This is a genomic window from Paraburkholderia sp. BR10882 (assembly GCF_040948855.1).
Taxonomy (GTDB): Bacteria; Pseudomonadota; Gammaproteobacteria; order Burkholderiales; family Burkholderiaceae; genus Paraburkholderia; species Paraburkholderia nodosa_A.
Genome location: NZ_JBFPKP010000020.1, coordinates 41,531 through 55,835 on the forward strand (window position 1 = coordinate 41,531; position 14,305 = coordinate 55,835).

At 61.3% G+C, this 14,305-nt stretch carries 11 protein-coding genes; 4 read left to right on the forward strand and 7 right to left on the reverse strand.

What is annotated here, in order from left to right; all coding sequences use genetic code 11:
• Positions 1 to 3: 3 nt before the first annotated feature.
• From AB3X99_RS33415 to AB3X99_RS33425, 3 genes are read right to left on the reverse strand one after another with little or no spacing between them, the layout of a single operon-like run.
• Positions 4 to 384 (reverse strand): VirB3 family type IV secretion system protein, encoded by a 381-nt coding sequence (locus tag AB3X99_RS33415; protein ID WP_368619382.1) that lies wholly within the window; start codon positions 382 to 384, stop codon positions 4 to 6.
• 3 nt (positions 385 to 387) lie between these two features.
• Positions 388 to 711: a TrbC/VirB2 family protein gene (locus AB3X99_RS33420; protein WP_368619383.1), complete on the reverse strand. Its 324-nt coding sequence runs from the start codon at positions 709 to 711 to the stop codon at positions 388 to 390.
• 49 nt (positions 712 to 760) lie between these two features.
• Entirely contained in the window at positions 761 to 1,447 is a 687-nt protein-coding gene (locus AB3X99_RS33425; RefSeq protein WP_368619454.1) for a lytic transglycosylase domain-containing protein, read from the reverse strand.
• Between the two features lie 308 nt (positions 1,448 to 1,755).
• Here AB3X99_RS33425 and AB3X99_RS33430 point away from each other — a divergent pair, with 308 nt between their 5' ends.
• Complete coding sequence (locus tag AB3X99_RS33430) at positions 1,756 to 2,646, forward strand: helix-turn-helix domain-containing protein (protein WP_368619384.1); 891 nt, start codon at positions 1,756 to 1,758, stop codon at positions 2,644 to 2,646.
• On the opposite strand, the gene AB3X99_RS33435 is transcribed toward AB3X99_RS33430, so the two are convergent.
• Both AB3X99_RS33435 and AB3X99_RS33440 read right to left on the reverse strand, forming a co-directional pair.
• Entirely contained in the window at positions 2,643 to 4,499 is a 1,857-nt protein-coding gene (locus AB3X99_RS33435; protein WP_368619385.1) for a hybrid sensor histidine kinase/response regulator, read from the reverse strand. The genes AB3X99_RS33430 and AB3X99_RS33435 overlap by 4 nt on opposite strands.
• Before the next feature lie 365 nt (positions 4,500 to 4,864).
• Positions 4,865 to 6,367, reverse strand: coding sequence for a replication initiation protein (locus AB3X99_RS33440; RefSeq protein ID WP_368619386.1), 1,503 nt, complete (start codon positions 6,365 to 6,367; stop codon positions 4,865 to 4,867).
• A gap of 869 nt (positions 6,368 to 7,236) precedes the next feature.
• Between AB3X99_RS33440 and AB3X99_RS33445 the strand changes: the two genes are divergently transcribed.
• Together AB3X99_RS33445 and AB3X99_RS33450 are read left to right on the forward strand one after the other, a co-directional pair.
• Positions 7,237 to 8,457, forward strand: a complete 1,221-nt coding sequence (locus tag AB3X99_RS33445) for a ParA family protein (protein ID WP_368619387.1) — start codon at positions 7,237 to 7,239, stop codon at positions 8,455 to 8,457.
• Positions 8,454 to 9,422 (forward strand): ParB/RepB/Spo0J family partition protein, encoded by a 969-nt coding sequence (locus tag AB3X99_RS33450; protein ID WP_368619388.1) that lies wholly within the window; start codon positions 8,454 to 8,456, stop codon positions 9,420 to 9,422. Before AB3X99_RS33445 ends, AB3X99_RS33450 begins: the two co-directional genes overlap by 4 nt.
• A 317-nt stretch (positions 9,423 to 9,739) precedes the next feature.
• Here the strand turns inward: AB3X99_RS33450 and AB3X99_RS33455 are convergent, their stop codons facing one another.
• Positions 9,740 to 11,698: a phage integrase family protein gene (locus AB3X99_RS33455; RefSeq protein ID WP_368619389.1), complete on the reverse strand. Its 1,959-nt coding sequence runs from the start codon at positions 11,696 to 11,698 to the stop codon at positions 9,740 to 9,742.
• 1 nt (position 11,699) lies between these two features.
• A complete protein-coding gene (locus tag AB3X99_RS33460) occupies positions 11,700 to 12,410 on the reverse strand; it encodes a hypothetical protein (protein ID WP_368619390.1) in 711 nt (236 codons plus the stop codon).
• Positions 12,411 to 12,680: 270 nt separating this feature from the next.
• On the opposite strand from AB3X99_RS33460, the gene AB3X99_RS33465 reads away from it, so the two are divergent.
• On the forward strand, positions 12,681 to 14,177 hold the full coding sequence (locus tag AB3X99_RS33465) for an alpha/beta hydrolase (protein WP_368619391.1): 1,497 nt from the start codon (positions 12,681 to 12,683) through the stop codon (positions 14,175 to 14,177).
• The last annotated feature ends 128 nt before the right edge of the window (positions 14,178 to 14,305 follow it).

Below are 14,305 nucleotides of genomic sequence, written 5' to 3' on the forward strand. Positions count from 1 at the left end.
CATTTACCTTTGGGCGATAGGCTGGTTGCCCTGCTCGCGGTGCGCGCGGGAATAGGTCGAGAGTTGCCTGCCGTAACGGATCGGCGCGAGCGTGAAGGTCTTCCCGAACATCGCGTAAAACCGACGCTGGATCATGCAGCTCAGCTCGAGGCCGAGAATTCGTAACGCCTGGTCGTCGGTGGCACACAGATGCTTGAGGTACATGAGCACCGGAGCGCCCACACAGCCGAACAGCAGACCACCGGGACCAAGCGTTGCCCCTCCAACCACCGAAACGACGAGCGAGACAACAAACACAATCAGGGCGGCCATGAGCGGAATGCCCCAAACCATTGGAGTGCGGGCAAGCCCGGCGTACGACGGGTAAAGGTTTTTTTCTTCCATGGCTTAGCTGGTGAACAGGTCCCAGAGATATGGGCCGAGCACGCCGACCACCGAGCCGACAACCGCAACCTTCAGACACGCCCCGGCGAAGTCCGACCAGTGCTCGCGGTCGGTAAATGCCATTGCGCCCTTGTAGAGCAGGTAGCAGAGCGCCACCACGCCGATGAACGTGTAGAGAAAGGTCTTGAACGTGGTTGCCGCGGTCGTTCCCGAGTCCAGACCGCTGGCGTGCGCTTGCTGCGCGCACGCCACCGCGAGAACCGACGCAGCGCCGATTGCCTGGCGCATCGCGTGGGCGGTGTTGACCCGTCTGAATAAGTTAGCCATTAGTACTCCTGCGTTGATGCCCCACTGCATGTGGAAGGATGTCCGGCGTCTACCTTTTGAATTCGCCGAACGCATCCCAACCGGAGTCATCCGACGCCGGTTGTTCCCGCTCCTGAGTGGGCCTGGAGGCGGGGGGATTCTGGGTTTGGGAAGCGGGTTTCGCGGTTCGCCGTGCGGTGTCAGAACCCGGCGAGCTACCCGCCGATTCCTTGGCCTGTTTTGCCGTATTCACCACATCCATCACGGCGCGTATCGCGGGGACGTAATCGACCGACAGCGCATTGGCCGCAACGCGCTGCACATAGCTCGTGCCGCGAAAGTCGCGTTTCTGGCCGGTTGTGAAGTTGCCGCTGTAGTAACAGCTGATCGCCGCCTTGAGCGCGGCGCCGCCCTGCCCCATCGTCTTCGCGGCGCGGTCATAGCAGGCCGTAAGAATTGCGCCGCCCGCGTGCAGGTTGCGGCACATGTCGAATGCCGTCTCGTAGGTCAGTCCGTACTTGGCGAGATTGGCCTTGTTGACCTGGCCGAGCCCCATGCTGAAGTTGATGCCCTGGGCGTCGAGTGCCTTTGCGGTCGCCACCGCTTCTGCGAGATTGCGCGGCTGCCGTTCCAGATGGCCACCGACGACGCCGATTGCGTACGGGTTAAAGCTCGACTCGGTGCGGACCACCGCCTGCAGGGTGGATGGATGCACGGTCGGGGCGCATTGCTGCGCAAGCATCGGAAAGTCGATCACGTCCATGGCTTCCAGCTGGGTTAGCGGCCCACTGACCTCACCGTCAGAATGACGGGGAACGGTATCTAACATGACGCAGGCCGCAATAGTGAGCGCCATACGATCCCGGCGCGTCACTTTAACAGGTATTTCGCAATACGTCAGATAAAAATGATTTTTCGGCAAAACATGACGTACCACGCAACTTATAGCCTGAAAATCTCGCGTCCGGCGGCGAATTTTGGGTTTCGGGTTTTCGCGAAACTTGCTCCGCACGCCAGTTCTCTGTACAGTTCGCCGGTATTTCTTGCTAACTGACCTGCCACGACATGATGGAAACGGACGACACCAACGCCGAAGCAGTGGCGATCTCAAATCGCGTCAGGGAATTGATGGACCGGCACGGCGTCGCCAAGCGCTCACAGGCGAGCAAGCTGAGTGAGGTGCTACAGCTGAGCTTTTCGGCGGCGAGCCGAAAGCTGAAGGGACAACTGCCCTGGGACGTGAGCCAGCTTCGCGCGATTGCCGCGGAATTCGGTGAGAGCGCGAGCGTGCTGGTCGACGTATCGGCTTCGGAATCAGCGGAGCCACAGAGCAGCAAGTACGAAGCGACGTTGTTCTTTGGCAGGGAACTGGAGAGTTGCACGGCCTGGATCGATGACAGCCAGGAAATTCATCGCTCTGAAGCCGGCGCCTTTGTCGCACGCCGTACGACTAACGGATCGTGGCTGGTCTATCGCACGAGCGACGCGCCGGCCGGCCCGCTATACGCGGTTCGCCTGATCGAAATACGGGATACCGGCCCGCGCGCGAGGCGGCCCAACGTCGCGATTCTTGACGATGACAAACGCCACCACACTGCCGACACTCTGGCTGAGAATTTCAGGGCGCACGGATTCGATGCTGTCCCCTTCACGGATGCAGACGCGCTGCGAGAAGCGTTGAAGGAGCAGGTGTTTGACGGCTTCGTGATCGACTGGGTACTCGGCGCAGGGGAAACAGCCGAACCGCTGATCCGGGAAATCCGGCGCGGAGAAACCGCGAGCCGCGATGCGGCGATCTTCATTCTGACGGGCAAGCTAAAGGACGGTGTTGCATCGGAAGAGGACATCACGCGCATTTCCGTTGCGGAAGACTGCACGTGCCTCGAAAAGCCCGTTCGCGCCGGCCTGCTTGCGACTGACCTCGCGCGGGCCATCAAGACGCGTTACGCCAGTTAGGTCAATTCCTGTTTCATCACGGCGCGCAGTGCCTGCTCAAGCTGCATTGCGCGCACTGGCTTCTGCAGTTGGACGTCAAAGAGCGCGGCGTCATCGGGAGGCAGCAATTCCGTTGAGTAGGCGCTGACCCCCACGATAATGGCGCTGCGGTTCATGCTCATGCTGCGCCGTATTCTCCGCGCGACTTCAATCCCGTCAATCTCCGGCATCTGGATATCGAGCAGGATGACGTCGTAGAGGCTTTCGGCCACCGCCTCATACGCTTCGGCGCCGCTCGCCACCACATCGACGCGCGCCGACATGGCAATGACCGTATCGGCCAGTGACTCACGCGCAGACTCGGTGTCGTCGACGATCAGGACAAGTCGCCCCTCGAGCGGCGCTGCGATGTCCGGCTGGAGTGACGGCATCGCCTGGCGCACAATCTCAACTGGCAGCGAAACGGTGACTGTTGTCCCGAGGCCAGTATCGCTGTCGATATTCACCCAGCCGCCCAGCAGGTCAGCCAGTCCGCGCACGATTGCGAGTCCGATACCCGCCCCTTCGTGCACCCGCGTATGGGATTCGTCGAGACGCACAAACGGTTTGAAAAGCTCGTCAATCGCATCGTGCGGAATGCCGGGGCCGGTGTCCTGCACGGTCAGCGTCAACCGCTCGCCTTCGACCATTTGCCCTAACGCCAGCCCTACCCTGACTGTCCCGCGATCGGTATAGCGGATGGCGTTGGACAGCAGGTTGCCGAGTATCTGCCTGATGCGCGCCGGGTCTGAACGGCAGGGCCATTGCTCCCCGCTGGTTTCAAGCACGACGCCCAGCCCTTTCCTGCCCGCCTCCTCCCGAACATCCTCTACGAGCGACTGGGCAAGCTCGACAGGATCAAAGAGTTCTGGACGCAGCGTAAGACGGCCGGCGTCGAGTCGCGCGTAATCCGTCAAGTCCTTCATCTGCGAGTCCAGACGCTCCGCAGCCAGTGCGAGCCGTCGCACCATGATTGCGTCGGAATCAGGGAAGTGCCGGGTAGTGAGCGCATCAGTCACGCTCAGGATGCTCTGAAGCGGTGTGCGCAGCTCGTGCCCCAGCATGCCGAGGAACGCATTTTTAGCGTGGGCTGCATTCTGCGCCTCGATGCTGGCGCTGCGCTCAGCCTCGATCGCCGCAGCCTGTTGTTCCAGAAGCTTCTGGTGCTGCGCGACCAGCAACTGCTTGCGACGTAGCACGGCCGCGAGCGAAAACATTGTGCCTATCAGCAACGACGCCAGGACAACCAGCGCGATAACAAGATAGCGACGCTTGTTCGTCACGGATCGGGCCATCGCCTCGCGTCGCAATTCCTTAGCAGCCCCCGCGGCCTCTTTTACCGTCGCCATGGGGGTGCTCAAACCGTCGAGTTCCTGCACAACCGGACGAACTGCCGAAGCCGTGCCCGGCGTCGATGGGTCGCTCGGCAGGACACTGATCGCAGGCCGCGCGTGCTTGATGACCTGGCCGATATCCCTCAGTGCGTCAGAATAGCCCGGTGTCGTGCGCAGGAAGGTGCCACGCTCGGTGCGGGCAGTGTCCTCCAGGTCATTGAATCGGGTCTGCAGCGCGTTGAAACTTTTGCGCACCGTAGCGGCATCCGAAAGCCCCGCGCTGTAGTGCAGGAGATCGGTCTGCGCCTGCAGCATTGCGGCCTGCAGCTGGGCGACTGGCCGGTAGTAGTTATCCGGCCCACCGAGGCTTTCAAGGCCGGTTGGCTCACTGAGCAGCGAATAGGCGAATCCAGTCGAGGCGCCGACGGCAGCGGCGAGCGCGCCAGTGGTAATCCACACACCGAACTGCCGCCACAAATTCAAAAACATGATCGAGAGCACGCGCCCAAACGTTCCTTATTATCGTCGCGGCAGACGTCCGCCGCAAAACCCGCGAGCGTACACGGTTTGTATCCCTGCGCCAATTTTCGCGCAGGCGAAAATTGCACCCAGCGAGCCAGGGCGATTAAAAGGGCCGATACCGTGCGGCCTGAACATGGTGCTCTTGGGTGGCGGTCCTGGCTAGCCTGATCGCGCCGAGGGCGACAAAATCTGGTCGCCCCCTGATAGCTTATGCGCACCGCGGATTTGCCCGAGCGAAGGACAGACAGAGTGGATGGGTTTCTTCGATGCGCACGCCGCTCCGATCTATGCATCGATAGGCAAGGGGACAGGCTGGCGTCCACGTAAAAAGGAGCTGGTGAAAGCTAGGCTGCCGAAGGCTTCGCGCGGGCCGCCTTGCGGAGTTCACCGGCCACAAACAAGCAGAACGTATCAGCAACACTGGGCCACTGAAGAATATTTGCTTCTGTAATGTCCGACGGTTTCAGCCCCTGACGTTCGATGCTGCGGATGCCCAAGCTGTTGTTGTGCGCAGTAAATTTCCGTACGTACTGCTCCCGTCTTTCAACGCTGAGCGCCGCGAACGAGTCGCGCGCATTGCGGATTTCTTCCGTCCGTCGAAAATCGGCAGCTTTATCGGCTGCAGCAACGGCTGCGGCAACGACGTTGCGCGCCTCTTCCTTTGCCTGATCCGCAGCGATAGTCTGCGCCGCAAGTTGTTGCTGGATGGCCTCAACCTGTTTGTCGGCTTCCGCTACCCGATAGTTCTCCGTCAGCGCTTTCATAAGATAAGCAGAGGCGCGCTTGACCTTTGTGCCCTGACGGATTGTCCACCTTGTATATTCGATTGCCTGTTGAATTCGATCATCGGTCCAGATAACGCGATTGCTCTCGATGCGCTCGAACTGCTTGTCCGTAAGCCCGAATTCACTTTGAAGCGTCTGAAACAGGGCTACTGAGTTCAACATCGCAGCCTTCGATGCCAGCGCACCGTCTTTGCGCTTAAAGCGCATTCGAATCTGGTCCTGTTTTCGAGACCCCGGCGTTCCCGCTCGAGTCTCATACGACAACTCGATGTCCGACAGTTCGTTGATCTGCTTCACGGCCGGCTCAAGATAATCCCGTTTGAAGTATTTAAACTCCGCATGGTTCGCCCATGATCGACCAGGTAAGTTTCGGACGACCTCGATGGGCAACCAGCCTGTAGTACCGGCGCTCAGTATCGGAAGCACGTGATCGTAAATTCCGCGAGCGTAGATGAGTGTGAATCGAGAAGTAACGAGGAGGCTGGTCCAATACGAATTCTGTGGGTCCTTGATCAGACGCTGCAGTTCCACTGGCACGCGGAAACGGATACGGCCGTTGCGCACGCTGACGCGCCCGATCAACTCCAACCAATCACCATCTTCCGTAGAACCGCTAGGGCCATCATCAACTTCGGCCTCAGTGACTTCCTCGTCGCGTTCCGATTCATTTGAACCGTCTTCGACAAGGCGTCCTTTACGATCGACACGCACGACCGGGGTGCTTGTAACTTCCAGCATCGAAGATTTAACACTTCGGATGACGCTTGAGAAATGCTCTCGGTTCTTACTGTCGTAGCGCATGAGCCATTTGAAGAAGCTCAATGTAACGTCATACGCTTCCTTGATATCGGACTCTTGGGCAACGATGAAATAAGCTGCGTCTACGAATCGTCTGGCCGACAATCCGAGGCCGACGATACGCGCAAACACCTGATTCTTCTGATAACCGATGTCGGATGCAGATTCGAGTTCGTGGATTGCTCGTCGCGCAGGCGCGTTCTCGACAAACAGGTCGAGTGCATACTGAAGTGGCGTTACGCCTCGTTCGATGCTGCTGCTCATCGCCCTCCTCTCCTTCCAATCGTTCTTGCCCCGAATGTTCCGACTCTAGCACGGGAAGGTGAGATAACCAAGAAATAGTCTCACCCTGGAGATATCGTGCCATTCTGAGAACAGAATCTCTCACCATTGCCCACAACGTCTCACCTTCGGGAGCGAAGACTGAGGAGCATAACCGGTTGTCTGGAAAGGCTATTTGTCCGTTATCCACAATTGAAAAGATACCGAATTTAGCTTCAGCAGCTTTGGAACACTATTTGTCACCGTCACTGCCCAAATTCTCTCACCAAAGGGAACAACGACTCTCACCTGTTGGGGACATCATCTCTCACCTTCGGAACACATGATCTCACCTTTTAGCGTTATCCCATTGAATTCCAAAGGAATCGTGCAGCTCTGTATGTAGGTTTGTATGTTTTCTTCCTATAAATGAAACATACATACAGCGTCGCGCCCAGTCTCAGGCTTGCGCGAGTTGATCCACGACTGCATGGCTTTTCCTGCGGGAGGCTGGATTATTGGCAAAAAAATAACTGGCTGAGTGCACAAAATCTCTCACCTTCGGTTCTTTGACGCCCCGTCCGCTTTCAACCGTAATAATTGCTTGGATACGTGCAGCCAGATGGTGCGAGGACGGGGGTGTCACCGTACATTTTCTCTCACCAAACAACTGGAGCGGCGACCGGTAAAGGTGAGAAGTTTTGTACTGCACTTCCGGACTTGCACCCTTCCGCAAAGTGACAGCAGTCAGAATGTGCCCGAATCACAGCGGTCACAGTCTTTTTGCGACAACTTGCGCTGTTACCAACCCAGTTTTCACCACATTTGCTGTATTCTGCGTTTAACCAAAATTTTGTTGGAAAACTCGGAAAATGGCGAACGTTAGTCAACCGCTGCCTATCGATCGAACGGTGACGCTCGAAGAGATCAGCGATTTTGCAGATGTGGTTACCGACTACGCAACGGAACTACGAGATCAGATCTTGGCTCCGCGGCCGCGCAAGCTCGCGCCTATGTTCACGACGGGAGAAATTGCGGAAATGTGTGGCCTGACGCGAAATCAGGTCCAGTATCAAATATCCAAGGCAGACGGCGTGCTTCCTGAAGGGCAATCTACTGGCACAGGCCGTAGCCGCAGCCGGCAGTTCACGCTGGCCGAGGCGCGGACATGGGTGCAGCGTATCTCTGACATCTACCAAACACCGCTCGTCTCCGGCCCTAGCGATGCCTTTGAGGGGAAGGTGATTATCACCTCCCAGCTCAAAGGAGGAAGTGCCAAGACTACTACTTCGATGTGCCTGGCGCAGGGTTTGACGCTACGCGGCCGCAAAGTCCTGGTGGTGGACTTAGACCCACAGGCCTCCCTATCCGAGTTGTGCGGCTTATATGCGGAAAAAGAAGTTTTTCCCGATGCGACCGTGCTTCCCTATATCTACGATCAAGAGGTGGAAGGCGGATTGCTGAGTCGTGTGCAGTCGACGTATTGGGATGGTCTTGACATCATTCCTGCACACACCGAACTCGTTGGCGCCGAGTATCACTTGCCCGCTATGCAGATGCGTCTACCTGGATTCAAATTCTGGCGGGTGCTTAGAGATGGTCTCGCACCACTGCGAAGGCACTACGACTACATCATCCTCGACACGTCACCTTCGCTGTCGTATCTGAATCTGAACGCGTTGATGGCTGCCGACGCGATGGTCATGCCAATGGTCCCAGAGAATCTGGACTTCTTTAGCTCGTTGTCGTTCTGGCGATTGTTTTCGGACGTCGCCAAATCGTTTATCAAGTTCGAAGCCGACAAGAAATACGACTTCGTATCTGTTCTATTGACGAGGGTCAACTACGGACCGACCTCTTCGGCTCCAGTGGTCAGGACGTGGGCGCAAGGGGCATATCGACAATGGCTGGACCCCTTCGAGATTCCTGCCAGTTCGGTAATGAGTTCAGGTGCCCTCGCCTTCACCACAGTATTCGACATCAGTAGCACACACAGTCAAGCAAAGTCTCTTCAACGTGTTCGCCAGCCGCTTATCGAGTATTGCCGCTGGGTTGATGATCAGTTTGTTAAACAATGGAAGCAAGCGTCATGAGTGACCTCAGAAAGGAATTGTTGGCTAAGACCTCTGGACTTCGCTCAACCGCAGAACGGACCCCGGACGCCAGTCGTCGAGCTGCACGCACTGAAACCGCGCCTGGGATGGCAGGCGCTTTAGCCGTGGCTCAACTTCGCGTGAAAGAGCTTGAGGCAACAGGTGCCAACTCAGAGCTTCCAGTTTCAGAGATCGTGCCGAATCCCTGGCAACCGCGGCGGGTTTTCAATGAAGAAAAGCTAGCGGAACTGGCCGAGTCGATCAGGGAATCTGGATTGTTGCAGCCGATCGTCGTTCGTCGGACTGACTCTGCATACCAGATCGTTGCCGGCGAGAGACGTTGGAGAGCGCATAAAATTCTCAGCGCGGTGACGATCAAGACCGTTGTGGTTGAGTGCTCCGATCAGGATATGGCGATCCTCGCACTTGTGGAGAACGTCAGTCGGGACGATCTGAGCGATTACGAAATTTCGGTGTCCCTCGCGGAATCGCAAAAGCAGTTCCCAAATCGATCGCGCTTGGCAGAGTCCTTGGGCTTTAGCCGCCGTGGCCTTTATAAGTATCTCGCGTTTGCTGACCTGCCAGCATTCATTACACGGGATCTGGATTTGAAGCCTGCGCTCATCGGATCGAATGCCGCGGAATCTATTGTTTCGACGTTGAAGAAATTCGGTCCGAGTGGGCTGGCTGCAGCCGAGGAATTGTGGCCGGATGTTGTAGCAGGCAATCTTGATCAGACTAAATTTGCTTCGGCGATCGCTGCATTGGCGTCGCGGAAGGGGGCGCGTGTAACGGCAAATGATCGGTCAATCGATAAATTCTTTGCTGGCAGCGTGCATGCGGGGAGTATTACCAAAGACGTGAACGGGTTCACAGTCAAGATCAAGGCGGGTGTTCTGAGCGACGCCCAAGAGACCCGCATTCGGCAGCTGATTAGTGAATTGTTCAGCGGCGATCCGAACTAAGCTTCGCCACACCAGTGCAAAAGCCCGCCTGATAGCGGGCTTTTTTACGCGGTGTGCCTAGTAGGCACACTTGGACGATGGAGTCACGACCGACCTCTGTAGCGGGTGTGCCTAGTAGGCACACCCAGCATTTGTCGATTGGCGCTTTCGAACGTGTGCCTACTAGGCACACTTCCACCTGTTACGCCTCTGCGTAAGATTGCTTATTTGACATGGCTCGATCGGTCGGTCTTGATCCCATCAGAGCGAAAGCTGCGTGCCATTTCGCATGCGAAAAAACCGCCAGAGGGCGGTTGTGGCGGTGAAGGCATGAATGACTAGTGCGCAGCGGCGTCCAGCGACGCATCAAAAAACAGCTCGACCGACTCGTACCGCCTAGCCGCGTCGCCCGTGGTATAGAGCGTCGTGGTGCCCAGACTCGTGTGACCCAGCTGGTCCCTTACGTCTCGAAGGTCACTGCCCGAGTCGAGCGCATGGTTCGCGTGGGTGTGGCGCAGCCAGTGTGTGCTCGCCCGTTTGAGGTCCGTCGCCGCATCCGGATAACGGCGTTCAAGCTGCGCCGCGGCACGCGCGAAGATCCGCCTGAACAGCAGTCCGATGCCGTCGGCCGTCATCGGCCGCCCGGTGGTCGTGCTGGCCAGCAGCGGCAGCTCGCGCGGCGCGGATTCCAGGGTCAGCGGTCCGCCCGGTGTGAGATGCAGCAGGGCGCGCAGCGCGTCCATGAGCCGCCCCGGCATCGGCACGTACCGCTCCTTCCTGCGCTTTCCGTCGACCCGCAGCGACCAGGCGTCGTCCAGCGTGCCGTCCGGTGCCTTGCGGTCGAGCGCGCCGAGCGTGGCGCCGGCCAGTTCGGCACGGCGCAGGCCCGTCGCGTAGGCGAAGAGCAGGGCGAAGGCGTCGCGCTGCTGGGCGTGGGTGGGGTTCAGGACGCTGACCGTCTGCAGCACGTAGCGCCACTGCGCGTGGGTGAGCGTGCGCCCGTGCGTGTCCACGTCGGGCCGGGCGACCTGCAGGCGCGGCAGGGCATCGAACGGGTTGGCGAGCAGGTAACGCACCTTCACGAGCCACGCGCACAGGGCGGAGAGGATCTTCCGGGCGGTCTCGCGGCTGGATGCTGGCAGCGGGCCGGTGAAAGGGCGCCACGCCGGGTCGAACCGCTCGGCCTTCGCCCGCCCGACCCAGCGCTCGGACGGCTGCGGATCGGCCAGAAAGCCGTTCAGGTAGGCGTCGATGTCGCTGCTGGTGAGCGACGAAAACGCCTTGCCTTTCGCCACCACCGCCCACAGCAGCAGCCGTTCGGCCTCGCGCCGGTAGGCCCGCGCCGTGTGTTCGCTGTTCACGCCCCGCACGCGGATCCAGGCGTGGATCGCCTCGATGTCGGACCGGAATTCCTGGCCTTCGGCGGGGACCGGCGCGCGGTTGCTGCCGGCGCTTCCGTCCAGCTCGCGCGGCACCGCGAAGGCCTCGAGCGGCGCGATGCCGGCGGTGACGGTCGGGCGCGTGAGCGCCGGATGCCCGGCGGGGAACGACCGGCGTGGCTGGAGCGCGAGGGGCGAGAGTTCATGCTGCAGGGGTGCCGCATGCAGGGAGAGCCAGGCCGCGATGCGCGCCCCACCCTTCGGCCCCAGGCGCGGCACGGTGGTGTACCAGCGCTGCCGGCGGCGCTGGATCAGGGCCAGCAGGTCGGCCAGCGTCGCGAGGCCGGCGGCCTGCAGCCGTGCGGCCACGACGGGTTCGAACCAGCTGTCCAGCGGGTCAGTTGCGGCGGGATCCGCGGCCAGCGTCCGCTCCATGCGGGCGAGCGCCGCGGTCTGACGCTCGCGCAGGCGGGCGTTCCGCGCCACCTTCCGGGCGATGTTCCGGTCCGGCGCTCCGCCAGGCGAGGCCTCCGGCGGGTAGTCCGCCCGGTAGAACTCCAGCAGTTCCGCCTCGCCGTAGACCCCGTCCGGATCGACCTGCGCGCGGTATTCCTCGAGCGTGGGGGGATCGTCGCGCCGGTGCAGCCCGGCCGGAGCGACGCGTTCCTGCCGTCGGTCATGCAGGCTGCCGGGCTTCAGGCGCAGCAGGTGCGCGGCTTCATGGTCGCGCGCGCGCCGGGCCGTGATGGCGAGCGTGTCGCGCAGCGCGTCGATCAGGCGACGGGTCAGGCGTACGTCCGTGCCGGCCTCGCCGTATGCCGAATGCAGCGCCTCGATGGCAGCGCCTTCGAGCCAGCCGCGATAGAGCGCAAAGTGCTGCCGGGTCAGCCGCGGCGACGCCTTGATCCGCGCTGGCATGTCAGGCTCCTACCGGCGAGGGGCGTAGCCACGCGAACCGGCGTACCGTGGCGCCGATTGCGAGGCTGCTCGCGACGAGCCCGGTGCCACTGGCAGCCAGCTGAACGAGCATGGTGGCCGCGGTGTCGTGGGTGGTCGGCCACTGGTAGACCTTCCAGGTCAGATCAAGGCCCAGCCAGAGCAGTCCTCCCGTCAAGCCAATGAACCCCTGGGGTACGCCCAGCGCGAGCCGGCGCGCCTGCCCGGGTCGGCCGCACAACGCGGCGACGGCGGCGAGCGCGACGAGCGCGACGAGCGCCATGGCCCCGCCGGTGCCGGGGTACCCGACATACCAGACCAGTGCGGCCACGCCCGCGCCCACACCCAACGTCAGGGTCCAGCGCAGCCACGGGGGCGTGGCGACGTTATCGTCGTACAGGGGCGCCATGGCGGCATAGAACACCTGCAGGATCGCGGCGCCGACCAGTGCCATGCCCAGACCACTGAGCGCGTGTTCGAGCACCGACATCGCGTCGCGCCAGTGGAAGAAGGCGCGCACCGCCGCGCGCACAGCACGCACGGTCGGGTCCCCCAGGGTGGCGGCCCGGCGGCCGTCCATGCTCCATTTGTATAACGCCCCTGCTAGCACCATCGGTGGTAAGGCGAACAGCAGATGGCGCAAGGCGCGACGCGCGAGCGGCCAACGGGGAGCAGTGGCGCGGATCGGGGACATGTGGAGTCGTCTGGCAGTGGTTGGTCGGTGGGTGCCGGGAGCGGCCTAAAGATAGGGGTGCCCGCAATCCCTTGTCCGGCGGGCGTTCCAGCGAAGTGTACGCCTGACCCTTCAATCTGACGAGAAAAACATGCACTTCTGATAACCGAAGTTATCAGAAGTAATGATTCGTCTCCCGTGTGCGGTGGCGCACACAAGGCCATTGCGGGGAGGTGCCAGCGGTCGCGCGCTGCGCGACCATTTCCGCAGACGAACGACCGGGAGACGGTCATGCTCCGCGCCCTCGCCATCCTGAGCCTCGTCGTCCTCGTATCCAGCTGCCAGACGAGCCGGGGCGGTACTGCGGTCAATAGGTCAGGGAACAACAACAGTGTCGAGCTATCCCCGGCAACGGTCGCTGCGATCGGGGCCATTCTTGGTGGCAGGGGCGCGGCCGCCGGCAGCATCGCCGGAGTGGCGGCCGCGCCCTTGCCTGCGCCTCCGCCCCCGCCTTCGACCGCCACCACGGCGGCTGCGCCCGCGGCGGCGCCGAAGGCCGGCATCGGCGCCGTGGGCAGCCATGCGCCATCTCCGCCCGACGCGCAGGCCAGCGCCGGGCAATCGCCCGGAAGCGATGAGAACCTGCGGGGATTCGTGCTTAGCCCCCGCCCGCCTGTTCCGCCGCCGATTTCTCAGGGCGTGACGCCTGCGGGCCAGCCACCGCGCATTGAAGGGCAGGCGGCGAGTCTCCAGATCGCGCCGCCCCCGCCGAAAGCGCTCCCGAAACGGGCCGGGAAAAACGGCCAGTACGACGTCGTGCGCGTGTTCTTCGGTACCGACCGTGTGGTCATGGGCAGTACGCGCGCGCCGAGATTCGGCAGCCAGCGCGGGCCGATACTGGCGTTCGGCAGTGTCGACGTGAGTATCCCGCCGCATCACGTGACCGGTGTCGTCGAGTCGCCGTCCCTGTGGAAGCTGGAGTTCCAGCGTGATCCGACCCGCGACGTGACGATCCTGCAGGTGGCGCTCACGCCGTACAGCCAGTTCCGGGCCGAGATGCGCAGCCAGGCGCTGAATGCCCCTACCCCCAGCGTGCTGCTCTTCATCCACGGCTACAACGTCAGCTTCGAGGACGCTGCGATGCGCACGGCCCAGATGGCCCATGACCTGCAGTTCGCCGGCGCGCCGGTGTTCTTCTCGTGGCCGTCGCGGGGCAACCTCGCGGGCTACTTCGATGACGAGGCAGCCATCGAGCGCGCCCAGGATGACATTCAGAATTTCGTGACGCAGGTCCTGGCCGCGACGCCCGGCGCGAACCTCTACGTGATCGCGCACAGCATGGGTAACCGTGGGATGACGCGAGCCCTGGTGAACTTCGCCCGCGCTCACCCCGATGAGGCAGGCCGTATCCGTGAGGTAATCCTCGCCGCCCCGGATATCGACACGGACGTGTTCGTGAACCAGATCGCGCCGGGCCTCGTCGCGATCGGTGCGCCGGTGACGCTGTACGCCTCGTCGACCGACCACGCGCTACGTATTTCGGAGGCGATTCACGGCGGTCCGCGCGCCGGGGATTCGGGCGACAGCCTAGTGCTGCTCAGGGGCATCGAGACGATCGACGTCTCCAACGTCGATACGGATCTCACGGGGCATTCCTATGTGGGCGACCAGCGCACGATCCTCTCCGACCTGTACTACATCATCCAGAACGACACGCGGGCGAGCCGGCGATTCGGCCTCACGCGCGAGGTGCGCAACGGCAGCGAGTATTGGGTCTTCAACAGGTAAGGAGGTCGCCGCGCGGCATCCCTGGCGACGGCCTGGTCGCAACTGACGGTCAGGATTTTCGCCTGCGCGAAAATCTCCGCTTTCCCCGCCGGTCACACCACCCTCGTCCAGTCACACCCGCGACCGGT

Bases quoted from the DNA above. Each gene is read 5' to 3' on its own strand.
- AB3X99_RS33430 (WP_368619384.1), top strand. From the start codon at position 1,756: ATGATGGAAACGGACGACACCAACGCCGAAGCAGTGGCGATCTCAAAT.
- AB3X99_RS33415 (WP_368619382.1), bottom strand. From the start codon at position 384: ATGGAAGAAAAAAACCTTTACCCGTCGTACGCCGGGCTTGCCCGCACT.
- AB3X99_RS33465 (WP_368619391.1), top strand. From the start codon at position 12,681: ATGCTCCGCGCCCTCGCCATCCTGAGCCTCGTCGTCCTCGTATCCAGC.
- AB3X99_RS33440 (WP_368619386.1), bottom strand. From the start codon at position 6,367: ATGAGCAGCAGCATCGAACGAGGCGTAACGCCACTTCAGTATGCACTC.
- AB3X99_RS33460 (WP_368619390.1), bottom strand. From the start codon at position 12,410: ATGTCCCCGATCCGCGCCACTGCTCCCCGTTGGCCGCTCGCGCGTCGC.
- AB3X99_RS33450 (WP_368619388.1), top strand. From the start codon at position 8,454: ATGAGTGACCTCAGAAAGGAATTGTTGGCTAAGACCTCTGGACTTCGC.
- AB3X99_RS33445 (WP_368619387.1), top strand. From the start codon at position 7,237: ATGGCGAACGTTAGTCAACCGCTGCCTATCGATCGAACGGTGACGCTC.
- AB3X99_RS33420 (WP_368619383.1), bottom strand. From the start codon at position 711: ATGGCTAACTTATTCAGACGGGTCAACACCGCCCACGCGATGCGCCAG.
- AB3X99_RS33455 (WP_368619389.1), bottom strand. From the start codon at position 11,698: ATGCCAGCGCGGATCAAGGCGTCGCCGCGGCTGACCCGGCAGCACTTT.